19 protein-coding genes are annotated in these 22,664 nt (G+C 74.3%); 10 read left to right on the top strand and 9 right to left on the bottom strand.

The window, feature by feature from the left end:
* Positions 1 to 445 precede the first annotated feature (445 nt).
* Positions 446 to 2,464: a PhoX family protein gene (locus ACFQBR_RS06790; RefSeq protein ID WP_267949438.1), complete on the top strand. Its 2,019-nt coding sequence runs from the start codon at positions 446 to 448 to the stop codon at positions 2,462 to 2,464.
* 199 nt (positions 2,465 to 2,663) lie between these two features.
* On the opposite strand, the gene aztD is transcribed toward ACFQBR_RS06790, so the two are convergent.
* The 4 genes from aztD to aztB all read right to left on the bottom strand — a co-directional run bounded on the left by aztD (position 2,664) and on the right by aztB (position 7,065).
* On the bottom strand, positions 2,664 to 3,851 hold the full coding sequence (gene aztD, locus ACFQBR_RS06785) for a zinc metallochaperone AztD (protein WP_344182777.1): 1,188 nt from the start codon (positions 3,849 to 3,851) through the stop codon (positions 2,664 to 2,666).
* 169 nt (positions 3,852 to 4,020) lie between these two features.
* On the bottom strand, positions 4,021 to 4,962 hold the full coding sequence (gene aztC / locus ACFQBR_RS06780; protein ID WP_344182779.1) for a zinc ABC transporter substrate-binding protein AztC: 942 nt from the start codon (positions 4,960 to 4,962) through the stop codon (positions 4,021 to 4,023).
* Positions 4,963 to 4,966: 4 nt separating this feature from the next.
* Positions 4,967 to 6,175, bottom strand: a complete 1,209-nt coding sequence (locus tag ACFQBR_RS06775; RefSeq protein WP_344182781.1) for an ABC transporter — start codon at positions 6,173 to 6,175, stop codon at positions 4,967 to 4,969.
* Positions 6,172 to 7,065 carry a zinc ABC transporter permease AztB gene (gene aztB, locus ACFQBR_RS06770; RefSeq protein ID WP_267949442.1) on the bottom strand — a complete coding sequence of 298 codons (894 nt, stop codon included), beginning with the start codon at positions 7,063 to 7,065 and terminating at the stop codon, positions 6,172 to 6,174. Before aztB ends, ACFQBR_RS06775 begins: the two co-directional genes overlap by 4 nt.
* Before the next feature lie 51 nt (positions 7,066 to 7,116).
* Here aztB and aztA point away from each other — a divergent pair, with 51 nt between their 5' ends.
* Positions 7,117 to 7,815, top strand: coding sequence for a zinc ABC transporter ATP-binding protein AztA (aztA, locus tag ACFQBR_RS06765; RefSeq protein ID WP_344182783.1), 699 nt, complete (start codon positions 7,117 to 7,119; stop codon positions 7,813 to 7,815).
* Positions 7,816 to 7,876: 61 nt separating this feature from the next.
* Positions 7,877 to 8,185, top strand: coding sequence for a threonine dehydratase (locus tag ACFQBR_RS06760; protein WP_267949444.1), 309 nt, complete (start codon positions 7,877 to 7,879; stop codon positions 8,183 to 8,185).
* 76 nt (positions 8,186 to 8,261) lie between these two features.
* Here the strand turns inward: ACFQBR_RS06760 and ACFQBR_RS06755 are convergent, their stop codons facing one another.
* Together ACFQBR_RS06755 and ACFQBR_RS06750 are read right to left on the bottom strand one after the other, a co-directional pair.
* Positions 8,262 to 8,762, bottom strand: a complete 501-nt coding sequence (locus ACFQBR_RS06755) for a GNAT family N-acetyltransferase (protein WP_344182785.1) — start codon at positions 8,760 to 8,762, stop codon at positions 8,262 to 8,264.
* Between the two features lie 66 nt (positions 8,763 to 8,828).
* Complete coding sequence (locus tag ACFQBR_RS06750; protein ID WP_344182787.1) at positions 8,829 to 10,109, bottom strand: isochorismate synthase; 1,281 nt, start codon at positions 10,107 to 10,109, stop codon at positions 8,829 to 8,831.
* Positions 10,110 to 10,430: 321 nt separating this feature from the next.
* Between ACFQBR_RS06750 and ACFQBR_RS06745 the strand changes: the two genes are divergently transcribed.
* From ACFQBR_RS06745 to ACFQBR_RS06720, 6 genes are all read left to right on the top strand, one after another.
* A complete protein-coding gene (locus ACFQBR_RS06745) occupies positions 10,431 to 12,059 on the top strand; it encodes a glycoside hydrolase family 10-like protein (protein WP_378552442.1) in 1,629 nt (542 codons plus the stop codon).
* Between the two features lie 189 nt (positions 12,060 to 12,248).
* Positions 12,249 to 12,650 carry a TOBE domain-containing protein gene (locus tag ACFQBR_RS06740; protein WP_344182791.1) on the top strand — a complete coding sequence of 134 codons (402 nt, stop codon included), beginning with the start codon at positions 12,249 to 12,251 and terminating at the stop codon, positions 12,648 to 12,650.
* Positions 12,643 to 13,458, top strand: coding sequence for a molybdate ABC transporter substrate-binding protein (gene modA / locus ACFQBR_RS06735; RefSeq protein ID WP_344182793.1), 816 nt, complete (start codon positions 12,643 to 12,645; stop codon positions 13,456 to 13,458). The genes ACFQBR_RS06740 and modA overlap by 8 nt, the downstream gene beginning before the upstream one ends.
* Entirely contained in the window at positions 13,455 to 14,300 is an 846-nt protein-coding gene (locus ACFQBR_RS06730; protein WP_378552438.1) for an ABC transporter permease, read from the top strand. The genes modA and ACFQBR_RS06730 overlap by 4 nt, the downstream gene beginning before the upstream one ends.
* Positions 14,300 to 15,391, top strand: a complete 1,092-nt coding sequence (locus tag ACFQBR_RS06725) for an ABC transporter ATP-binding protein (protein ID WP_344182802.1) — start codon at positions 14,300 to 14,302, stop codon at positions 15,389 to 15,391. The genes ACFQBR_RS06730 and ACFQBR_RS06725 overlap by 1 nt, the downstream gene beginning before the upstream one ends.
* A 204-nt stretch (positions 15,392 to 15,595) precedes the next feature.
* Positions 15,596 to 15,985 (top strand): DUF3040 domain-containing protein, encoded by a 390-nt coding sequence (locus ACFQBR_RS06720; protein ID WP_267949451.1) that lies wholly within the window; start codon positions 15,596 to 15,598, stop codon positions 15,983 to 15,985.
* Between the two features lie 142 nt (positions 15,986 to 16,127).
* Here the strand turns inward: ACFQBR_RS06720 and ACFQBR_RS06715 are convergent, their stop codons facing one another.
* The 3 genes from ACFQBR_RS06715 to ACFQBR_RS06705 form a co-directional block, all read right to left on the bottom strand.
* Positions 16,128 to 19,004: a penicillin-binding transpeptidase domain-containing protein gene (locus tag ACFQBR_RS06715; protein WP_378552435.1), complete on the bottom strand. Its 2,877-nt coding sequence runs from the start codon at positions 19,002 to 19,004 to the stop codon at positions 16,128 to 16,130.
* A 381-nt stretch (positions 19,005 to 19,385) separates the two neighbouring features.
* A complete protein-coding gene (locus ACFQBR_RS06710; RefSeq protein ID WP_267950347.1) occupies positions 19,386 to 20,732 on the bottom strand; it encodes an FAD-dependent oxidoreductase in 1,347 nt (448 codons plus the stop codon).
* Between the two features lie 292 nt (positions 20,733 to 21,024).
* The gene (locus tag ACFQBR_RS06705) at positions 21,025 to 21,708 is read right to left on the bottom strand and encodes a lysophospholipid acyltransferase family protein (protein ID WP_267950348.1); all 684 of its coding nucleotides are present in this window, start codon (positions 21,706 to 21,708) and stop codon (positions 21,025 to 21,027) included.
* Between the two features lie 251 nt (positions 21,709 to 21,959).
* Between ACFQBR_RS06705 and ACFQBR_RS06700 the strand changes: the two genes are divergently transcribed.
* Entirely contained in the window at positions 21,960 to 22,613 is a 654-nt protein-coding gene (locus ACFQBR_RS06700; protein WP_267949453.1) for a cyclase family protein, read from the top strand.
* The last annotated feature ends 51 nt before the right edge of the window (positions 22,614 to 22,664 follow it).

Genomic DNA, 22,664 nt, shown 5'->3' with positions numbered 1-22,664 from the left:
GCCGGCCGCGGCGCACGCCCACGCGCGGGGGACGCCCCCGCCGGGACGTGCCGGTCCCTCCGGGCGGGAAGGGGCTTCCGGCACCCGCGCCGGGAACGCCCTCGTCGACGTAAGGGCCCCGAAGGCGGGAGGGGGACCGGTTCCGGTGAGGATCCACACGGACAGGTGACCGGGCGTGGCACGTAGGACACGGGGCGTCCGACGTGTGAGGATCGCGGCGTAAGTCGACGGTGGGTGCCCTGACGACCGTGGAGCGTGACCGACCCAGGGATGCGGTGGAGTTGTAGGGGCGTTCACCTCGGTTTCACCTGTGCGAGTGGAACCTCGGCCAAGGTCGAGAGCGTCCGGCGGGAGGCCCGCCGGACGAGAACGACCCGCGCGCTCCGACCCGCCCCCGCACGTTGGCGGAGCGCACGGGAGCAGAGACGATCCCCAAGGAGAAGGTGTGCCCGAATCCGCGCCCCGCCGCCCGCTGCCGCTGCTCGGCCAGGTAGGGGGCGGTCGCTCCCGCGCGACATGCGCCCTGCGCTGTGGCGACGCCTGCTTCCACCCCGCCCCCAACACCAGCGCCAACCCCTACTTCGGCGACATCTTCCAGAAGGCCCTCTCGCGCCGCAGCGCCCTGCGCGCCGGAGCGGTCGGCGCGGGCGTCTCCGCCCTCGGCCTCTCCGCCCTGGGCACCGCGGCCGCCGACCGCGGGCCCGGACGCCCCCACCCCGCGCCCCGGCCGACCTTCACGAGCGTGCAGCCCAACACCGACGACAAGGTCACCATCCCCCGGGGCTACGACCAGCACGTCATCATCCGCTGGGGAGACCCCGTCCTGCCCGGGGCCCCCGAGTTCGACGTCGACGCCCAGACGGCCGAGGCCCAGGAACAGCAGTTCGGCTACAACTGCGACTACGTGGGCTTCCACCAGCTCGACGACGACAACGGCCTGCTGTGGGTCAACCACGAGTACACCAACGAGGAACTGATGTTCCCCGGGTACACGGACGGCGCGACCGCGGACGAGGAGCACGTCAGGATCGCCATGGCCGCCCACGGCGGGTCCATCGTGGAGCTGAAGCGCCACGCCGGCACCGGCGAGTGGCGCCTGGCCGACGGGGAGCGCGCCTTCAACCGGCGGCTCACCGCCTCCACCCCGATGCGCCTGACCGGCCCCGCCGCGGGGCACGAGCTGCTCAGAACCCAGGACGACCCGGACGGCACCCTGGTCAAGGGCATGCTCAACAACTGCGCGGGCGGGATGACCCCCTGGGGCACCTTCCTCAGCGCGGAGGAGAACTTCAACCAGTACTTCAGCAACGCCCCCGCCGACGCCCCCAACGCCCGGTACGGCATGGGGACCGGCCTCGCCGGCCGCCGCTGGGACCGGTTCGAGGAGCGCTTCGACCTGGCCAAGCACCCCAACGAGGCCAACCGGTTCGGCTACATCGTCGAGATCGACCCGCTGGACCCGGGGTCGGAGCCGCTCAAGCGCACCATGCTCGGCCGCTTCAAGCACGAGGGCGCCACGATCCGGATCACCGACGACGGCCGCGTGGCCGCGTACATGGGCGACGACGAGCGCTTCGACTACATGTACAAGTTCGTGAGCGCGAAGAAGTACGTCGAGGGCTCGCGCCGCCACAACCTCACCCTGCTGGACACCGGGACCCTCTACGTGGCCCGCCTGACCGGCAACAGCCCGGCCGAGGAGTTCGACGGCTCCGGGGCGCTCCCCGAGGACGGCGAGTTCGACGGCAGCGGCGAGTGGATCGCCCTGTGCACCGACACCGAGAGCTTCGTGCCCGGGTTCAGCGTCGCCGAGGTCCTGGTGCGCACGCGGCTCGCCGCCGACACCGTGGGCGCCACCAAGATGGACCGGCCCGAGGACTTCGAGCCGAGCCCCGTCACCGGCAAGGTCTACTGCGCGCTGACCAACAACTCCGCCCGCGAGCCCGGCCAGGCCGACGAGCCCAACCCGCGCGGCCCCAACAAGCACGGCCACATCCTGGAGATCGTGGAGGCGGGCTCGGACGCCGGGGCCACGGAGTTCGCCTGGAACGTGCCCATCGTCTGCGGCAACCCCGAGGACGAGGACACCTACTACGCGGGCTTCGACAAGTCCAAGGTCATGCCGATCTCGGCGCCGGACAACCTGACCTTCGACAAGGACGGCAACCTCTGGATCTCCACGGACGGCCAGCCCGGCGCGCTGGGCATCAACGACGCCCTGCACGTGGTCCCCGTCGAGGGCCGCTTCCGGGGTGAGCTGAGGACCTTCGCCACCGTCCCGGTCGGCGCGGAGGCCTGCGGCCCGCTCATCTCGAAGGACAACAAGACGGTGTTCCTCGCCCCGCAGCACCCCGGCGACGGGGGCACCCTGGCGGAGCCCACCAGCACGTGGCCCGACGGCGACTTCCCGCGCCCGTCCGTGGTGTGCATCTGGCACACCGCCGGGCGCGACGTCGGCAGGTAGACCCCCTCCCCGAGGGAGGGCGCGGGAGGCCGGCCCCGGCTCCGTCGTGGGGGTTGCCGGGCCGGTCGCTCCCGCGCACGGCCGCCCGCGCCGGCGGCCGCGCACCGGGTGCGCCCACGGCCCCCGCCCCGCACTTCGCGGGGCGGGGGCCGTACGCACGGGGGGCCGGCGGGCGCCGCTGCGCCCGCCGGCCCCGGTGTCAGGAGCTCACGCCGCTGAGCTCGTTGGGGGTCTCCTCCAGGGTGGTCGAGGCGGTGACCTCACCGGTCCCGAGGTCCACCGCGTGGATCTGGCGCGTGGCCGTGTCGGTGACGTAGGCGGTCTCCCCCCGGACGAACAGGGCCGGGCGGGGCTGCTGCCACTCCAGGGGCTCCTCCCAGGGGTCCATCAGCTCGACGGAGTCGGTGATCTCGCCCTCCTCCTGGTCGATGACGTGCAGCGACCCGTCGGTGCCCAGGACCAGCGCCTCGCCCTGCGGGCCGCGGCCCAGGGAGCGGAAGGTGTAGCTGGAGGGCAGGTCCACCAGGGACAGCGAGGCGTCGGAGGTGTCGACCAGGGCGACGCGCTCGGGGCGCTCCAGCTCGGCGTCCGGGTCGGTCTTGTAGTCGCCCAGGACGATGGGCGAGTCCTCCGACCCGGCCTGGTTGCCGATGCGCCCGTAGTCGTGCTCGGCCTCGACCTTGGTGAACTCGCCGTCCTGGTACATCAGGGCGCCGTCCTCGCAGCCGATGACGACGGTCTCGCCCCCGGCGGTGGTCTCCCCGTGGACGCCGGGGCAGTCCTCGCTGCGGGCGATCTCCTCCCGGTCGGCGTCCAGGACGACGGCGCCCACGCGCTCCTCCTCGTCGCCGAGGGTCACGAGGAGTTCGCCGTTCCCCAGTTCCACGGCCACCCCGTGGTGGGCCTCCTCGGTGGTGTACACGTCCAGGTCCTCGGGCGTGCCGTCGCCCAGGGCGTCGGTGTCGAAGGACGTCACCTCGCCGCTGCCGTCGGCGAACAGCACCGTGCGACCGCCGTGGCGGACCACGTGGCCGGGGGTGTCGGCGGGGAACACGGTGTCGGTCAGCTCGCCCGCGGCGGCGTCCAGGACCTGGAACCCGTCGGAGGTCGACACGAACAGGTGGCGGTCGTCGCCGGCGGGGTTGAGCCGGTTGAAGCCCTCCAGCTCGATGTTCCCGGCGACCTCCAGGGTGGTGCCGTCCAGGACGAGGACGCCGCCGTCGTAGGTGACCGCGATCGGCTCGGCGACGGAAGCGGCGGCGGTGTCGGCGGCCGGGGCCTCCTCCTCGGGGGCGCTGTCGGCCCCGGTGGAGCAGGCGGTCAGCAGCAGTCCCGCCGACAGGACGGCGGGCAGGGCCGCCCTGGTCGCGGTGTGCGGTGTTCTCATGGTGTCTCGGTCCTCGTGTCAGGGGTCGTGTTCTCGTGCGCGGCACGCGCCGGGCGGCGGCGCCGGTGTCCGGGGGGTCCGGCCGGCCCCTTGGGGCGGCCTGGCGCGGCCGCCCTCCCCGGGGAGGGCGGAGGGGGTCGCGCCCGGCCGCGCGGGGGCGGGGCGGGGTCTAGGGTGCGGCCAGGCCCGCGGTGATCGCGGTGGTGTTGGCGCGCATCATGTCCAGGTAGGTGGCCGCGTCCCCGTCCTCGGCCGTCAGCGACTCGGAGAAGAGGGGGATGACGTCGATCTCCACCCCGGCCTCCTCCGCCATCACGGTGGCCAGGCGGTCGGGCTGGGAGGAGTCGGCGAAGACCGCGCGGACCCCGGCCTCCTCCACGGTCTCCGCGAGCGAGCTCAGGTCCGAGGCGCTGGGCGAGGCCAGGGTCGTGCCGCTGGGGATCACCGCGCCCACGACCTCGAACCCGTAGCGGTCGGCGAGGTAGCCGAAGACGTGGTGGTTGGTGACGAGCTTGCGGTCCCCGGGCGGGATGGCGTCGAACTCCCCGCCCATCCAGTCGTGGAGGGCGGTCAGTTCGGCCTCGTAGGCGGCGGCGTTGGCCCGCACGGCGTCGGCGTCGACGCCGTCCACCTCCGCGACCACGTTCTCGGTGATGAGGCCGACGGCGGTGGCCACCCGCTGCGGGTCGGTCCAGAAGTGCGGGTCGGGCTCGCCCTCGCTCTCGTCGGAGGTGTAGGCGAGGGGATCGACGTGCTCGCCGACCGCGAGGGTGGGCACGCCCGCCTCCTCGGCGGACTCCACGTTGCGCAGTACCCCCTCCTCCAGGCCGAGGCCGTTGTGGACGAGCAGGGAGGCCTCCTCGATGGTCGCGGCCTCCTGGGCGGAGACGCCGAAGGAGTGGGGGTCGGCGTCCGGTTTCATCAGCACGGTCACCTCCGCCTCGTCGCCGACCACCGCGCGGGTGATGTCGCCGAGGATGTTGGTGGTGACGACCACGCCGCCGCGGGTCTCCCCGCCCGGGGTGCAGGCGGTGAGGCCGAGCGGTACGGCCAGGGCGAGCGCCAGGGCGGTGCCGGTGCGGCGCGGGTTCGTGGTTCGGGGGTCGGTCATCGGTTCACCGTCCGGTCTCGACCATGTACTGCGGCGCGACCCCGGTCTCGAAGGTGCGCGCCACGCGCAGGTCGTCGTTGTAGTCGATCTCGTGGACCAGGCCGCCCCGCACGTCGTTGACGTAGGCCCGGGAGGTGTCCACCCGGATGGAGGGCGGGTGCTCGGTGTCGACCTCGTCCAGGAGCTCGGTCCGGGCCCGCTCCTCTCCCGTTCCGGGGTCGAAGGAGCGCAGGACGCCGTCCTCGGTGAGCGCCAGGACGGAGGCGCCCTCGCCGACGGCCGCGACGGAGACCACGCCGGGCAGCTCCCAGTGGTCCCACCGCTGTTCGGCGAGGTCGAGGGCGAGGACCGTGTCCGGGGCGGGCACCGCGGCCAGGGCTCCGGCGCCCGGCCGGTGGTGGAACTCCTCGGCCCGTGCGTCGTCGGGCAGGCCGTCGGGGTACGGGAGCGTCTCGCCGGCGAACTCCCCGTCGTCCTCGGTGACCAGGAGGGCGCCCTCCTCGCACCCGATGACCAGGCCGCGCCGGGTCGTGGCCTGGCCCCGGGGGTCGGTGCACTCCTCGTCCAGGGTCAGGACCGGTTCGCCGGACCGGTCGTCGACGTGGACCCCGTCCGCACCCGCGGTGACGACCGCCCCGCCGTGGGGGGCGACGACGGCCGGGGCGTCCCCGGTGGTGGCGATGCCGACCGGTTCGACCGCCCCGTCCTCCAGGGAGGGGCGGTCCAGCAGGGACACCCCGCCGCCGCCGTCGGTCAGCGCGGTGAGGGCGGTGTCGGTCGCCGCGTTGGCGGCGGCGATCCCCTCGGCGGTTCCGGCCGGGCGGATGTCGGCCCGGTAGTAGTGCATGTGGTCCCCGTGGTCCACGGTCCAGGTTCCGCTGTCGATCACGGTTGTCATCCGCTCATCGGATGAAAAGAGGTACGCGAACCTTCCGTCGCCGGTGATCCCGTCGACCGGCCCGACCGGGTCCAGGAGCGTGGTCTCCCCGGTGATGAGGTCGAGGACCTGGACGGCCCCCTCGGCGTCGGCGACGACCAGGCGGGACTGGGGTTCGGCGGCCTCCTCGGCCCCCTCGACGTAACCGTGGGGCGTGGCCTCCCCGTCCTCGGGCTCCTGCGGGTCCGGGGCGGAGGCGCATCCGGTGAGCAGTGCCGCGGCGAGCATCCAGGCGGACACCCCGGGGACCGCGGTCCTGCGGTGGGGGCGGTTCATGACACGTTCGACCTTTCGTGGGCGTGGATCGGTGCGGGGGGCGCGTCGGCGGCCCGGGTCCGGCGCAGCGCCCCGAGCAGGGGGCGGACGCGGGAGGAGGCGACCGAGACGAAGAAGAGGGCGACGGCGGTGGCCGAGATGCTGGCCCCGGCGGCCGTCCCCCAGTGCCAGGAGACGAGCAGGCCCACGAAGGTCGAGGCGGAGCCCAGCAGGGCGGCGCCGACCATGATCGCCGGGATGCTCCGGGCCCAGATCGCGGCGGCGGCCGGAGGGGCGATGAGCAGGCCGAAGACCAGCAGGGTGCCGACCACGTGGAACGAGGCCACCACCGCCAGGGTGACGAGGCCGAGCATGGCGGCGTGGGCGGCCCGGGGCGCCAGCCCCAGCGTCGTCGCCTTGCGCGGGTCGAAGGCCAGGGCCACGAAGGAGCGGTGGCCCCCGACGGCGATTACCAGGGCCGCCAACAGGGCCAGCGCGAGGAGGAGCAGGTCCCGCTCCCGTACGGCGAGCACGTCGCCGAAGAGGAAGCCGGTCAGGTCCACGGCGAAGGAGCCGGAGTGGGAGACGATGATGACGCCCGCGGAGAGCATGCCCACGAAGAGCAGGCCGATGCTCGTGTCCTGGGAGAGCCGGGGCGACCGGTTCAGGGCGGTGACCCCCAGCGCCATGGCGACGGCGGCCAGGGCCGCGCCGACGAAGAGGCTCCCGCCCAGGAGCGAGGCCACCGCGACGCCGGGCAGCATCCCGTGCGACATCGCGTCGCCGAGGAAGGCCATGCCGCGGAGCACGACCCAGGTTCCCGCCAGGGCGCAGATGAGCGAGACGAGGACGCCTCCCCACAGGGCGCGTTGGACGAACACGACCTCGAACGGGTCGAACAGGGCTTCCATGTCGGGCACTCTATAATGAAAACCGTTTTCAATACCAAATCGGGAGTGGTCATGACATCGGTCGATGCGGCGGCAACAGCCGCGGTGGCGCTGGAGGACGTGTACGCGGGCTACGGCGGACGGGCGGTCCTGCACGGCGTCACCGCCACGGTCCACGCGGGCACGGTCACGGCCCTGGTCGGCGCCAACGGCTCGGGGAAGTCGACCCTCCTGGCGGTGATGGCCTCGACCCTGGCCCCGACGGCGGGAAGGGTCCGCCGGGGCGCCGCCCGGCGTCCCGCCCTCGTCGTCCAGCGCAGCGCCGTCTCCGACGCGCTGCCCGTCACGGTGCGCGAGACCGTCGAGATGGGGCGGTGGGCCGAGCGCGGGCCCTGGCGGCGCCTGACACGCGGGGACCGGGCCGTGGTCGAGGCCTGCATGGACCGGCTGGCCGTCGCCGACCTGGCCCGGCGCGTCCTGGGGGACCTGTCCGGAGGACAGCGCCAACGGGTCCTGCTGGCCCAGGGGCTGGCTCAGGGGGCGGACCTGCTCCTGCTGGACGAGCCCGCCACCGGGCTGGACGCCGACTCCCGCGAGCGCATCACGGCGGTGCTGGCAGAGGAGAGGGCCCGGGGGGTCGCGGTGGTCCACGCCACGCACTCGGCCCGGGAGGCCGCGCACGCCGACCGCGTCCTGCGCATGGAGGACGGGCGCCTGGCGGAGCTGTCCACCACTGCCGACCAGGCCCTTTTCACCGCGGACGATCTCTGATGGACTGGTCGGGCACGCGTCCCGGCCACACCGGGACGACGGACCGTCCAGAGGGGGAGAGATGACGGCGACGCATCCCGTGCACGAGGACCACGGGCACAGGCACGGCGAGGGGTGCGGCCATGTCGCGGTGCCCCACCAGGGCCATGTGGACTACGTGCACGACGGGCACCTGCACCACGGGCACGACGGCCACTGGGACGAGTGCGCGAACGAGGAGCACACCGTGCACGAGGACCACGGGCACCGGCACGGCGAGGGGTGCGGCCACGTGGCGGTGCCCCACGGGGACCATGTGGACTACGTGCACGACGGGCACCTGCACCGCGAGCACGACGGCCACTGGGACGAGCACGCCCCGGTCTCCTGACCCGCTGCGCGGGGACGGCCGGTCCCGCTCCCGCCGTCGGCGGGAGGCCCCGGCCCGGTCCGCGTGCCCGGCCGCCTCAGTCGAGGCGCGCCGCGGCTCCGGCCCCGGAGGCCGCCGGGAGCGGGGCCCCGAGCGCCTTCTCGAAGCACAGGGAGGACGGCGACCCCGCGTACGCCCCGAAGCGCGGGATGGGCGTGTAGCCCGACCGGGTGTAGAAGCGCACGGCGTCCGGCTGGCGGTCGCCGGTCTCCAGCCGCAGGTGCGTCCACCCGCGCCCGCGCGCCCAGTCCTCCAGCGCGGCGAGGACCAGGGGCGCCGCGCCGGTGCCGCGCGCCGCGGGAAGGACGTACATCCGCTTGACCTCGCCCACCCCGCCGCCGAGGTCGCGGAGCCCGCCGCACCCCACGGCGGCGCCCGAGCCGTCGCGGGCCACGGTGAAGACCGCGATGTCCTCGGCGGAGGGGGCCACCCCGGGCTCGGAGTCGGGGGTACCGTAACGCTCGGCGATCTCCGCCCGCTGCCCCGCGCGCAGGGCGGTGGCGTCGGGATCGTCCCAGTTCACGATGTCGATACGCATGGGCGGTAAAGTACCGCCCGCGTGTTTCCGGGATGTGACACGGCCCGCGCGGCGGGCCGGGGCCGTTCAGGCCCCGTCGGTGAGGGCCTCGCGCATGACCCGGAACTTGGACTCGGTCTCGGCGAGCTCGGCCTCCGGCACCGACCCCTCCACGATCCCGCCCCCCGCGAACAGCCGGGCCCGGGCGCCGTCCACGTGCGCGCAGCGCAGGGCGATGCCCCACTCGGAGTTGCCCGCCCCGTCGACCCAGCCGACCGGGCCGGCGTAGCCGCCGCGGTCCATGCCCTCGGCCCCGGCGATCAGCCGCATGGCGGTGCCGGTGGGCGTGCCCCCCACGGCGGCGGTGGGGTGCAGGGCGGCGACGGCGTCCAGGGCGGAGACCCCGGGGGACAGGCGCGCGTGCGCGCGGGTCGCCAGGTGCTGCACGTTGGCGAGCCGGAGCAGGCTGGGCCGTGCCGGGACCTCCATCTCCTCGGCGAGCGGTGCGAGCGCGGTCCGCAGGGAGTCCACGGCCATGCGGTGCTCGTCGACGTCCTTGGCGGAGGCGAGGAGTTCGTCGGCCAGGCGCCGGTCGTCGTCCGGGTCCTCGCCCCGGGGGCGGGTCCCGGCCAGGACCAGCGAGGTGAGCCGGTCGCCCTCGCGGCGCAGCAGGAGCTCCGGGGTCGCCCCGACCATGCCGTCGACGGAGAAGGTGAAACAGCTCGGGAAGCGCAGGCGCAGGCGTTCGAGGAGGGTGCGGACGTCGATGGGAGAGGCGGCCTCGGCGAAGGCGTCGCGCGCGAGCACGGCCTTGTCGAGCTCCCCCGCGCGGATGCGTTCGACGGTGCCGGCCACGGCGGACATCCAGTCCTCCCCCGACAGCGACCCCTGCGTCCAGGAGACCGGGCCCACGGGGCGCGGTGCGGACGCCGGGGGCGGGAGCTCGCCCGGGCGGTCCCCGGGCTCGTCGCCGACCGTGGTCAGCCAGCTGCGCCCGCCGCGCCGCCCGACCAGCACGCGGGGCACGACCAGGGCGGATCCGGGGGAGGTGGGCGCGAAGGCGAACGTCCCGAACGCGACCAGGCCGGTCCCCGCCGCACCGACCCCGTCGGAGACCTCGGCGTGCTCCATGAGCCCGTTGAGCCACCGGGCAGCCTCGGAGAAGCGGGTGGTGTCGGTCGGCGCGGTCCCCTCGGGCTCGGCGCCCAGGTCCAGCCGCGCGGCCTCGCCCCAGCCCACGACGCCCTCGTCCCCCGTCAGCCAGGCCAGGGGGGCGCCGTCCGGCAGGAGACGGACCAGGCCGGCGGTGTGATCGCTCAGGGGAACGGTGCGGACGAACAGTTTGGGTGGGCTCAGGGCGACGTTCACGGTCACCGAGTGTAGGACCTCGCCCGGGGCGGTTGTGTCCCGGTCCGTCCGAGGTCGGTGCGGTCTCCGCCCCTCGTGCTTCCCCGGGCGGACGGCCCGGATGGTGCCGATTTGACCCTCCTCGGGGGTGCGGGAGGGGCGAAGCCCCCTGCCCGGCGGTGTTTCGTTGCGCCGCGACAATGTTCCCTCACCTGCCTTGATGCGACGTTATCCACAAGTTGTCCGAATCGTGTCCAAAAATTGACTTCCTGCTCTAACCTTGGTCGCGGCGCCACGCCAGGGGGACGGCTGTGCGCCAAGGACCTCAGAGGAGAACCGTTCATGGGATCAGTGGCACGGGCCGGGAGCACGCGGCGCACCGCAGCGCGGTGGGCGGCGTCGGCAGCCGCGACCACCTTCCTGCTGTCGGGCTGCGCCGCCTCCGGCGGCGGGGCGGCCGGCGGCGACGCCCCCGGCACGCGAGAGGCCGGGACGTCGGCGGCCCCGCTCCAGTGCGAGGGCGGGGGCGCCGAGCGCCAGATGCGCGGGGCGTGGCTCACCACCGTCCGCAACATCGACTGGCCCTCCGAGCCCGGCCTGTCCGCGCAGGAGCAGAAGGACGAGCTCGACGCCTACCTCGACGACGCCGTCGACATGGGCCTCAACGCCGTCTTCCTGCACGCGCGCCCCACCGCCGACGCGGTCTACGAGTCCGAGCTGGAGCCGTGGGCCCGCTACCTCACCGGCGAGCAGGGCGGCGACCCCGGCTACGACCCGCTGGAGTACGCGGTGGCCGAGGCGCACGAGCGCGGGCTGGAGATGCACGCCTGGTTCAACCCCTACCGCGTGGGCCTCCAGGACCCCGACATCGAGGACATGGCCGAGGACCACCCGGTCAAGGAGAACCCGGACTGGCTGGTCGACTACGGCGACGAGGCGTACGTGGACCCGGGCAACCCGGAGGTCCGGGAGTGGGTCACCGGCGTCATCATGGACGTCGTCGAGCGCTACGACATCGACGGGGTCCACTTCGACGACTTCTTCTACCCCTATCCCAAGGACGGGGAGGAGTTCGACGACGACGCCAGCTGGGAGGAGCACGGCGGCGGCTTCGACGACCGGGGCGACTGGCGGCGCGACAACGTCAACCGGCTCATCGCCGACGTCCACGAGGGGATCGAGGCCACCAAGCCCTGGGTGAGCTTCGGGATCTCCCCGTTCGGCATCTGGCGCAACGACAGCACCGACCCCAGCGGCTCGCCCAGCTCCGGCCTCCAGTCCTACGACGCCCAGTACGCGGACACCCGCACCTGGATCCAGGACGGCACCGTCGACTACGTCGCCCCGCAGCTGTACTGGGAGAGGGGCTTCTCCACCGCCGACTACGAGGCCATGACCGACTGGTGGGCCTCGGAGGTCGAGGGCACCGGCGTGGACCTCTACATCGGCCAGGCCGCCTACCGGGTCGGCGAGGAGGGCTGGCGCGGCGACGACGCGCTCAGCACCCAGCTCGACTACTCCGGCGAGCTGCCCGAGGTCGGAGGGGACATCTACTTCTCCATCAAGAACCTGCGCGAGCAGGCCTCCGACGCCTACGCCGAACTCGCCGACGCCCACTACGGCCGGCCGGCGCTCCCGCCGCAGGCGGAGGCCCCGGAGAACCAGGGACCGCTCGTCGGCGAGGTCGGGGGCGTCCAGGCCCGGACCGACGGCGACCGGGTCGAGGTCGAGTGGGACGCCGCCGACGCCGCCCGCTTCTACGCGGTCTACCGCCTGCCCGCGGGCGCGGACACCGGCTCGGAGGAGGCGCGGTGCGCCGCCCTGGCCCCGGAGAACCTCGTGGGGCTCACCGGGGGGACCGCCCTGGCCGACGACGCACCGCTGGAGGACGGCGCCGGGTACGTGGTCACCGCCCTGGACGACTACCGGGCCGAGGGCCCGGTGAGCGAGGCCGCCGACATCCGCGGCTGACCCGGGGCCAGCGCCCCGCACGGGACCCCCGGCCGACGGAACACCGTCGGCCGGGGGTCCCGTCGTCCGCGCCCCTGCGGACCCCTGACCCGGGGTCGGCGCAACCTCCGCGGGAGCGAGAAAAAAAGTTATGATCTGCTAGCCGAAACCACCTGTTGCCCTGGCATCGGCGAGGGGTAGGTTCGTCGCATGCCGACCTACCAGATCAGCGAGGCCGCCGACCTCCTCGGCGTCAGCGCCGACACCGTCCGCCGCTGGGTCGACTCCGGCCGGCTCGCGGCCACCCGCGACACCTCCGCCCGGCGCCTCCTCGACGGCGCCGAACTCGCCGCGTTCATGCGCGCGGGCGCGGACGAGGACCCCGGCCGCCGGCTCTCCTCCGCCCGCAACCGCTTCCGCGGACTGGTCACCAACGTCGTCCGCGACCGGGTCATGGCGGCCGTGGAGATCCAGGCGGGGCCGCACCGGGTGGTCTCCCTGATGAGCCGCGAGGCCGCCGACGAGCTCGGGCTGGACGTCGGGAGCACCGCCACCGCCGTCGTCAAGTCCACCGCCGTCGTCGTCGAGACCACCGGGGGACGCCATGCGTGAGAGAGCCCCCCGACGCGCCCCGCGCACCCTCTGCGCCCTGGCCGCCGCGGCACTCGCCGCCACCGCCTGCGGCGCGCAGGGCGGCGGAGACGGCTCCCCGGCGGGGAGCGGGGACGGTGAGCTCCACGTCTTCGCCGCCGCCTCGCTCACCGACGTGTTCACCGCCCTGGCCGAGGAGTTCGAGGGGGACCGCCCCGGGGCCGAGGTGGTCCTCAACTTCGCGGGCAGCAGCGAGCTGGCCGCCCAGATCAACTCCGGCGCCCCCGCCGACGTCTTCGCCGCCGCCGACACCGCCACCATGCGGCAGGTCGTCGAGGGCGAGGGGCTGGACGCCGGGTGGGCGTCCGGCAGCGGCGGCGCCGCCGTCTTCGCCACGAACACGCTGCGGATCGCGGTGCCGCCCGACAACCCCGGAGGCGTCGAGGACTTCGCCGACCTGGCCGGGGACGGCGTCTCCGTCGCCCTGTGCGCCGAGGAGGTCCCCTGCGGCGCGGCCACCGCCGCCGCCATGGAGGCCGCCGGGGTCGCCGTCACCCCCGACACCTACGAGCGGGACGTGCGCGCCGTCCTGACCAAGGTCGAGCTGGGCGAGGTCGACGCCGGGCTCGTCTACGCCACCGACGTCGCCTCGGCGGGGGACCGGGTGACCGGCATCGACTTCCCCGAGGCCGACGAGGCCGTCAACGAGTACCCCATCGGCGTCCTGGCGGGTACCGCCGACGCCGGACTCGCCTCCGACTGGGTGGAGCTGGTCCTGTCCGGGACGGGGGAGCGGGTCCTCGCCGAGGCCGGGTTCGGTACGCCGTGACCGCGGGCGGCCCGGGGGCGGACCGGGACACACGCCGCGGACGGGACCGCCCGCCGCGCGTCCGGTCCGGCCGCCCCCCGTGGATCCTGGTCCTGCCCGCGCTCGCGGGCGCGGCCTTCCTCGTGCTCCCCTTCGCGGGGCTGCTGATCCGCGCGCCCTGGTCCACGATGGGCGAGCGGGTCACCGAACCCGAGGTGTTGGCCGCGCTCTGGCTGTCCCTGTCGACCGCCACCGCCGCCACCCTGGTGTCCCTGCTCCTCGGGGTGCCGCTGGCCTGGCTGCTCGCCCGCACCGACTTCCCCGGCCGCCGCGTCCTGCGCGCCGTGGTCACCGTCCCCCTGGTCATCCCCCCGGTCGTCGGCGGCGTGGCGCTGCTGCTCGTGCTGGGGCGCAACGGCCTGCTCGGCCGGTACCTCGACACCTGGTTCGGGATCACGATTCCCTTCACACCCGTCGCCGTGGTCCTCGCCCAGGTGTTCGTCGCCATGCCGTTCCTGGTGATCAGCGTGGAGGGCGCGCTGCGCGGAGCGGACCGCCGCTACGAGGAGGCCGCCGCCACCCTCGGCGCGAGCCGGGTCACCGTCTTCACCCGCGTCACCCTCCCCATGGTGCTGCCCGGGATCGGTGCGGGCGCCGTCCTGTGCTGGGCCCGAGCCCTGGGGGAGTTCGGCGCCACCATCACCTTCGCCGGGAACTTCCCCGGCACCACCCAGACCATGCCGCTGGCCGTCTACATGGCCATGCAGCGCGACCCGGAGGCCGCCATCGTGCTCAGCCTGGTCCTGCTCCTGGTCTCCCTGGCCGTCCTGGCCACGCTGCGCGAGAGGTGGGTGAACGCCTGATGGGGCCGGACGGCGCTGCCCGCACCCCGCCTGCCCGGCCCCCCGCACTGGACGCCGAGCTGCGGCTGAGCCGGGGCGGGTTCTCCCTCGACGTGGCCCTGGAGGCCGCACAGGGAGAGATCCTGGCCCTGCTCGGCCCCAACGGGGCCGGCAAGTCCTCGGTGCTGCGCGCCCTGGCCGGGCTGGCGCCCCTCACCGGCGGGCACGTGCGCGTGGACGGCCGCGACGAGACCACCACGCCGGTGGAGCGACGGCCCATCGGCATGGTCTTCCAGGACTACCTGCTGTTCGAGCACATGAGCGCCCTGGACAACGTGGCGTTCGGCCCCCGCTGCCAGGGCGCGACCCGGGCCGCCGCCCGGGAGCGGGCCGCCGGGCTCCTCGCCCACATGGGCCTGTCCGACCACGCGGGGGTCCGGCCCCGGAACCTGTCCGGAGGCCAGGCCCAGAGGGTCGCGCTGGCCCGGGCCCTGGCGGTGCGTCCCCGCCTGCTGCTCCTCGACGAGCCCATGGCCGCCCTCGACGCCAGCACCCGCATCGACGTGCGCGGCCGGCTGCGCCGCCTCCTGGAGGAGTTCGACGGGGCCACCGTGCTGGTCACCCACGACCCCCTGGACGCCATGGTGCTGGCCGACCGCATCGCGGTCGTCGAGGACGGCAGGGTCGTCCAGCAGGGCCCTCCCGCCGAGGTGGCGCGCAGGCCCCGCACCCCGTACGTGGCCCGTCTGGTGGGGCTCAACCTCTTCCGGGGGCGGGCCGAGGGGACCACGGTCCTCCTGGGGCCCCGGGGGGACGCGGACGGGGCCCGGGTGGAGGTGGGCGGAGCGCACCGGGGGGAGGTCCTGGTGGCCTTCCCGCCGCGCGCCGTCGCCCTGTACCCGCGGCACCCGCACGGCAGCCCCCGCAACGTGTGGCGGCTGACCGTGGACGGCATCGAGAGGTTCGGCGACCAGGTGCGCGTGCACCTGGCGGGACGGCTGTCCCTGGCCGCCGACGTCAGCCCGGCAGCCCTGGCCGAGCTCGGGCTCGAACAGGGGAGCGAGGTGTGGGCGGGCGTCAAGGCGGCCGAGGTGGAGTGCTACCCCGGCTGAGGGCGTCGTCCCAGTTCATCGCGGTGGCGGGCCGAGACGGCGGCACGCCGGGCCCGGGATCCGGGCCCCGGGCCCGCCGCCGGCCCGCCTGCCCGAAACAGGCTCGGGAAAAGCGGCGGACACCTGGATATCCGGGGCCCACCCGGGGGAGACTTAAGGAACCCGGCGACGACAGTCCTTCCCCCAGCGGCTGAGGAGGGTGCCATGTCCCTGAGAGAGCATGAGCGAAGAATCCTCGAGGAGATCGAGCGGCAGCTCCGCGAGGACGAACCGGACCTTGCCGAGCGCCTGGACTCCTTCGGGGCGGACGATCCCGACGCCATGGCCGACTCCGGCCTGGACGGCTGGAAACCGTGGGTGGCGTGCGGCCTGATCGCCGCGGTCACCGCGGGGCTGCTGGTCCTGCTGTTCGTCCTCACACCGACCGCTCCGCAGCCACCGCCCCCCGTCCCGGCCGGGACCTCGGAGACGGTGGAGGACACCGTTCCGGACAGCGGCCCGGCGGGCGTCGCTCCGGCGGACGAGGACCCCGCCGGCACCGGTTCCGGAACCGTGGACGAGGACCCCGCAGTGGACGAGGACCCGGGCCGCTAGGACCCGGGCCGCCAGGAACCCCGGGGGCCCGTCCCCCGTGGTTCCTGGCGGCCCCGGCCGGGCACGGCGCCGACCGCGTCCACGCGGACGACGGCGGGCGGGCACCCACCGACCGGTGGGTGCCCGCCCGTTGCCGTTCCCGTCAGAGGGCGTTGGTGAACGCGGCGGCCAGGGGCGCGGCCACGGCCGAACCGCCGCCGCCCCCGTCGACCACCACGGCGAACGCCACGTCGCCCTTGTACCCCACCATCCACGCGTGGCTGGGGAGCTCATCGTTCTCGTCTGCGTCCTCGGCGGTCCCGTACTCGGCGGTGCCGGTCTTGCCGAACACCTCGCCCTGGAACGGGACGTTCTCGGCCGTACCGTCGGTGACGACCGCCCGCATCATCCCCCGCAGCGCCTCCGCGTTGGCGATCGGCCGCGGCTCGGGCAGCTCGGTGGCGGCGGGCTCGGTCACCAGCACCGGGTGGCGCCAGGAACCGTCGGCGACGGCGGCGGGCACCGTCGCCATGTGCAGCGGCGAGGTGAGGATCTGGCCCTGGCCGATGCTCTGCGCGCCCAGCATGGTGCTGCTGTCCACCGGCGGGAAGGACGGCTCGAAGGCGGGGACGCCGATGTCCAGCGGGGCGTTCATGCCGAACTGCTCGGCGCTGGCCTGGAGGGTCTCGCCGCTGAGCTGCGCGCCGACCCGCTCCACGAGGGCCGTGTTGCAGGAGGTCGCGAACGCCTCGGTCACCGACTGGGCGCCGTACTCGGCCCCGCCGGCGTTGCGGAACGGCCAGCCGCCCAGGTCGTACTCCTCGGGGCAGTCCAGGGAGGCGTCCATGCCCATCCCGTTGTCCAGGAGGGCGCTGTAGGTGACGATCTTGAACGACGAGCCGGGAGGGTACTGGCCCTCGAAGGCCCGGTTGAACCCGCCGGGCACGTTCACCGCGGCCAGGATCTCCCCGGTCGAGGGCCGGACCGCGACCAGGCCCGCGGGGTCGTCGGAGTCGATGATGGCGCTCGACGCCGCGTTCTGGATCCCCATGTCGATGCTGGTGGTGATGTCCTGTCCGTCGGACCCGTCCAGGGTGGCGACCGTGTTCTCCTCGGTCGCCTCCAGCGAGGCGGGGTCCTCGGCCTGTGCGGCGTCCACCATCAGGATGGTGGTCGCCGCCTCGCCGGCCAGCTGCTCCTCGTAGGTGAGCTGGAGGCCGCCGAGGCCCACCGTGTCGCCGACGCTGTAGGCGGGGCCGAGGCGTTCGAGGTCCTCCTCGGTGGCCTCCCCCAGGGAGCCCGCGATCATCTGGAGCGAGCCGGAGATCGCGGCGCCCTCCAGGGGGGTGCCGTCCGCGGCGAGGACCTGCCCCCGCTCGCCCCACACCGCGGTGCGGGCCAGGACCTGGCCCTCGCCGAGTCCGGGGTAGGCGACCTCGGGCGAGAAGTCGATCCACCACGCGCCGTCCTCGCGGATGAGGGGGAGCTCCCCCTCCCACCCCCAGTCGTCGGCGTTGGTCAGCGACATGGTGACCTCGTAGGGCGCGCTGCCGGTGCCGCCGTCGGTCGTGGGCGTGCCGACCTCCACCTCGATGGAGTCGACGCCCAGGCCCGCGTCGATGCCGCCGAGGATCTCGGCGGCATCGTCGCCCCTGGTCACGGCGGCCAGGCGCTCGTAGTCCTGCGCCTCCCAGGAGGCCTGGTACTCGGCGGTGGCCTCCTCGGGCTGGGGCATGGTCAGCACGTACCAGGACACGCCGCCGCCGACGAGCGCCAGCACCACCACCGCGGAGACGATGCCGATGAGCAGGCCGCGCCGCGACTTGCGGGGCGGGGGCGGGCCGGGGTCGTAGGCGTCGTCGGGCCCCTCGGGTCCCTCCGGGCCGCCCGGGCCCGAGCCGCCGTTGTACAGGTACTCGAAGCCCTGGCCGGACGCCGGGCCCGCCGCCGCGCGGTTCTCCGCGTCGTCGCGGTGGGGCTCGCTCCCCGGATAGGGGGTGTCGCCCTGGTGGACGGGCTGCCCCCGGTAGGGGTCGTCGTCCCAGCCGTCGTACCGGTCGTCCGGGGCGCCCTGCGCCGCGGGACGGGTCTCCCGCCCCGGCTCGCCGGGGCTCCGGTAGGGGTCGTCGCCCCACGTGCCGCCGCGGCCGTCCGGGCCCGGCCCGGACTCCGCCTGCGGCTCCTGCCACGAGTCGTGCGCGGGCTGGGGGCCGCTGGGCTCGCGGGAGGCGTTCCAGTCGCCGGAGGGGCCCTGGGCGGCGGGGTAGGGGGTGTCCCAGGAGTCGTCGGGCCTCGCGTCCGCGACGGGGGGGGTCCACGACTCGTCGGAGGGGGTCCTCCCCGAGGGGGCGTCCCATGCGTCCGGGGCGGGGGTCTCGCCGGAGGGGGCGTCCCAGGAATCGCGGGGGCGCGCGTCCGCGTCGGCGGCGCTCCAGGTCCGGGCGGTGTCGCTCCAGGACTCGGTGGAGGGCTCCCCGCCCGGGGGGTTGTCCCCTGCGTCCGGGGCGGGGGAGCCGCCGGCGGGGGCGTCCCAGCTGCGGGGCCGGTCTGGGTCGGAGGGGGTGTCCCGTGCGCTCGGGGCGGGGGTCTCGGCGGAGGGGGCGTCCCAGGGGTCGCGGGGGCGCGCGTCCGCGTCGGCGGCGCTCCACGGCTGCGCGGAGGGTTCGCCGTGCCGGGGGGAGTCCCACCCGGAGGACGCAGCCCCGGCCGGGGGCGAGTCCCGGTCCGCGGACTCCCTGTAGGGGTTGTCCCACGTCGATGCCGAACGCTCGAAGGAGTCGTCCTCCTCCGGGTGTCCGTGCCGTCCCCGCTGCGGTTCCCACGGCTGGGCCGGAGCGGCGGGCTCCGGTTCGCCGGAGGACGCCGGGTCCGCCGGACGGGGGTGCTCGTAACCGAACCCCCCGCTCTCGGCCGGGCTCGGCGGTTGGGGCCGCCGGGGGATGCGGTAGGGGTTCTCGGGGCGCGAATCGCCTACCGGGGTCTCGTCCGACTGTTCGGGCGGCCCGGAGGAATCCGGCTGCCGGGGGGACCGTTCGTCCACGCCTGACCGTCCTTCGCTACGTTGCCTGGAGATACCACGATGCCCCGCTCCCACCTCGGTGGGAGCGGGGCACGAGGATGAAGGTCGGCATGGCGGTCGCCTCTCGGCGCGGGGCACAACGGGGCTCCTGGCCGTACGGTCACCCGCCCGAGGGCGGGGCCGGACGCGGTATTCCGCGAAGGCAATAGTTGAGGCCCGGGGGACACTTGCTACCACACCGACCAACAGTGACTCTAACCCATCAGCCGACGCCGTTGTTCCGGTACGGGGCGGCGATCGCACATGCGCAATCTCACGGTGGGAACCCGACCTGTGCGGGAAGGGGGTGCGGCCGGTCCCGCAGAGGGGCGCGGGACCGGCCGGGGAAGCTCACACGCCCTGTCAGGCCTGGCGTGCGATGCTGGTCTGTTCCTCGCGGGAGCGCAGCTTGAGGCGCTTGCGGCCGCGCTCGGCGCCCAGCTCCTCCTCGCGGGCCTCGATCCGCTGCCAGCCCTCCCAGGTGGTGTAGTCCACGCCGCGCTCCTCCAGCAGGGACCGGAAGGCGACCGGGTCGGGCTCGGCGGCGGGGGTGAAGGACTCGCGGTCGGCCACCAGGTTGGTGACCGTCTCCAGGGCGTCGCCCTTGGTGTGGCCGATGAGGCCCACGGGACCGCGCTTGATCCACCCCGTGGCGTAGACGCCGTCGATGTGGTTCTCGTCCAGATCCAGGACGCGGCCGCCCGTGTTGGGGACGACACCGCGCTCCTCGTCGAAGGGCAGGTCGGCCAGGGGCGACCCCAGGTAGCCGATGGCCCGGTAGACGGCCTGGACCTCGTGGTCGACGTACTCGCCGGTCCCGCGGACGCCGCCTTCGCCGTCCAGCTCCATGCGCTCGGTGCGGAAGCCGGTGACCCGGTCCTCGCCGAGGATCTCCACGGGGCTGTGCAGGAAGTGCAGGTGCAGGCGGCGCTCGGCGCCGCGCGGGTCGCGGATCGCCCAGTTCTGGAGGACCTTGACGTTGGTCTTGACCTGGTTGGACTCCTCGCAGGAGCGGAGGCTGCCCTCGTCCATGTCGAAGTCCTCGGGGTACACGATGACCTCGACGCCGGGCTGCTTGTCGAGCTCGCGCAGCTCCATCGGCGTGGCCTTGCACTGGGCGATGCCGCGGCGGGCGAACACGTGGACGTCGGTGATCTGCTTGGCGCGCAGCCCCTCGTACACGTTGTCGGTGATGTCGGTGTCCAGCAGGTCGTCCGCGCTCTTGGCGAGGATGCGCGCGACGTCGACGGCGACGTTGCCCGCGCCGATCACGGCGACGCTGGTGCCCTCGACGTGCCAGGAGGGCGGGACGTCGGGGTGGGAGTCGTACCAGAAGACGAAGTCGGCGGCGCCGTGGCTCCCGGGCAGGTCCACGCCGGGGATGTCCAGCGGCCGGTCGCGGTCGCTGCCGGTGGAGAAGACGACCGCGTCGTAGTGGCGGCGCAGGTCCTCCAGCTTGAGGTCCACGCCGTACTCGACGTTGCCGTAGAAGGTGATCTCCGGCTTGTCGAGGATCTTGTGGAGGGCCCCCTGGATCTGCTTGATCCGGGGGTGGTCCGGTGCGACGCCGTAGCGGACCAGACCGTAGGGGGCGGGCAGCTTGTCGAGGATGTCGATGCTGACGGACGTGCCGCACGCGGACAGGGTCTCGTCCTTGGTGAGCAGGTCCGCGGCGTAGATCCCCGCAGGCCCCGCACCCACGATTCCCACTCGCAGTGGTCGCGTCATCGCACAGCTCCAAGTCTTCGCGCCAGAGTCGGACGCCATCAAAAGGTAAGGCTTGCCTAATCTATCCGGTGTTGGCACCGGGAAAACCTACTATAATGGTAGACAATTCCGCTCCCGCCCCCAGGGGCGTGGAAGGGGTCCGGCGCCGCCCTGCGGGCGGGCACCCCTGGTGGGGGCGGGGTCCGCGGCGTTCCGCGGATGTCGCCCGTGGTCCTCAATCAGGGGTCAACGCCCCGTCACGGGCGAATCAGCCCCCGTGTGCCTGTGGGGAAAGTCACCCCTGTTCGAGCTCGGCCTTGACCGACGAGGCGAACCTCGGCACCTGCTCCTGGCCGGAGAGCTTGGCGATGGCGTCCATGACGGCGTCCGTCGCCTCCCGGCGCGGACGCGCCTTGTGGGCCTTGTCCTTCCAGGGCGACAGGTCCACCGGCTCGCCGAAGCGCACCCCCACGCGGTTGAGGGAGGGGACCCTGCGGCCCGGGGGCAGGATGCGCTCGGTGCCGGTCAGGGCCACCGGGACCACGGGCGCGCCCGTGGTCAGCGCCAGCCACGCCAGCCCCGTCTGTCCCTTGTACAGGCGCCCGTCGGGGGAGCGCGTGCCCTCGGGGAAGATGCCGAAGACCTCCCCGCCCTCCAGGACGGCCAGGCTGTTGTCCATGGCCTCCTGGGCGCTCTCGCCGGGGCGCCGGTCCACCGACAGCTGGCCGATGGCGCGCAGGGCGCGGGCGAAGAGGCGCCGGGGCAGGGTGCCCTCGTCGAAGAGCTCCTGCTTGGCGATGAAGCGGACCGGTCTGCGGCAGGCCACGCCGATGAAGAGCGGGTCGATCAGCGCGAGGTGGTTCGAGGCCAGGATCACCGGCCCCTTCGGGGGGACGTGGGCCGCGCCCTCCACGCGCTGCGGCCACACCACGCGGGTGGCCGGCGCGATGACGGCCTTGGCGGCTGCGTAAAGTGACACCATGAGGTCGCCTCTTCTCGGTGGGTGGTGGGTCCGTGGGGTGTACGGACTTACCGAGGGCTCCCGATGGTCCGCGCGCCCTCGAGCCTAGCGGGGGTCCGGAGCGGGAGGCGGGGCCGAGGCGCGGTCGGGACTGTTCCCTCGGACACTGCCGTGCCGTGGGTCACACGCGCTACGCTGATGGTCTAGACCTCTGGCGCAGGTCGGGGGCCCAGCATCCGGACGCGCTCGTGAAGCGAGGAAGAACAGCCATGCCGAAACTGGTCGACGTCAGCCACCAGATCACCGACGGGATGACCACCAGCCCGGGCGTCCCCCGGCCGGTCGTCCGGGAGGGGGTCTCCGTCCCCGGCGCAGTGCCCGGCCACGGCGACAGCAGCGGCCGCGTCACGATGGTGGGAGCCACGGGCACCTACGTCGAGATGCCCGCCCACCGCTACCGCGACGGCGCCGACCTCGCCGACCTGGACCTGGCGCGCGTGGCCGGCCTCCCCGGCACGGTCGTCACCGCCGCGTCGTCCCCCGAGATCGGCCCGGAGGCCTTCGGAGGCCTCGACCTGCGCGGTCGCGCTGTGCTCGTGCGCACGGGGTGGGACAGGCACTGGCGGACCGAGGCCTACGGCCGTTTCGACCACCCGCGCCTGACCGAGACCGCCGCCAAGGCCCTCGTGGAGGCCGGGGCCGTCCTGGTGGGCATCGACTCGGTCGGCGTGGACGACACCTCGCCCGCCTCGGAGGGGGCGAGGCCCGCGCTGGCCGTCCTCCTCGCCGCGGGGATCCCCGTCGTCTCGCACCTGTGCCTGCTCGACCAGCTCCCCGAGGAGGGGTTCACCTTCTTCGCGGCGCCCCCCAAGGTCCGCGGGATGGCGGCCTTCCCCGTGCGGGCCTTCGCCCTCACCGGCTGACCGCCGCCGGACGCGTGCCGGGGACCGCGCCCCCCGTACGCGTCCGCGCCG

The organism is Nocardiopsis tropica, assembly GCF_042660575.1.
In the GTDB taxonomy this organism is placed as follows: domain Bacteria; phylum Actinomycetota; class Actinomycetes; order Streptosporangiales; family Streptosporangiaceae; genus Nocardiopsis; species Nocardiopsis tropica.
The sequence above is the reverse complement of the archived record's forward strand: the minus strand, read 5'-3'. Positions and strand labels throughout refer to the sequence as shown.

Bases quoted from the DNA above. Each gene is read 5' to 3' on its own strand.
- aztA (WP_344182783.1), top strand. From the start codon at position 7,117: ATGACATCGGTCGATGCGGCGGCAACAGCCGCGGTGGCGCTGGAGGAC.
- modA (WP_344182793.1), top strand. From the start codon at position 12,643: ATGCGTGAGAGAGCCCCCCGACGCGCCCCGCGCACCCTCTGCGCCCTG.
- aztB (WP_267949442.1), bottom strand. From the start codon at position 7,065: ATGGAAGCCCTGTTCGACCCGTTCGAGGTCGTGTTCGTCCAACGCGCC.
- ACFQBR_RS06725 (WP_344182802.1), top strand. From the start codon at position 14,300: ATGGGGCCGGACGGCGCTGCCCGCACCCCGCCTGCCCGGCCCCCCGCA.
- ACFQBR_RS06755 (WP_344182785.1), bottom strand. From the start codon at position 8,762: ATGCGTATCGACATCGTGAACTGGGACGATCCCGACGCCACCGCCCTG.
- ACFQBR_RS06740 (WP_344182791.1), top strand. From the start codon at position 12,249: ATGCCGACCTACCAGATCAGCGAGGCCGCCGACCTCCTCGGCGTCAGC.
- ACFQBR_RS06700 (WP_267949453.1), top strand. From the start codon at position 21,960: ATGCCGAAACTGGTCGACGTCAGCCACCAGATCACCGACGGGATGACC.
- ACFQBR_RS06760 (WP_267949444.1), top strand. From the start codon at position 7,877: ATGACGGCGACGCATCCCGTGCACGAGGACCACGGGCACAGGCACGGC.
- ACFQBR_RS06775 (WP_344182781.1), bottom strand. From the start codon at position 6,175: ATGAACCGCCCCCACCGCAGGACCGCGGTCCCCGGGGTGTCCGCCTGG.
- ACFQBR_RS06745 (WP_378552442.1), top strand. From the start codon at position 10,431: ATGGGATCAGTGGCACGGGCCGGGAGCACGCGGCGCACCGCAGCGCGG.
- aztC (WP_344182779.1), bottom strand. From the start codon at position 4,962: ATGACCGACCCCCGAACCACGAACCCGCGCCGCACCGGCACCGCCCTG.
- ACFQBR_RS06720 (WP_267949451.1), top strand. From the start codon at position 15,596: ATGTCCCTGAGAGAGCATGAGCGAAGAATCCTCGAGGAGATCGAGCGG.
- aztD (WP_344182777.1), bottom strand. From the start codon at position 3,851: ATGAGAACACCGCACACCGCGACCAGGGCGGCCCTGCCCGCCGTCCTG.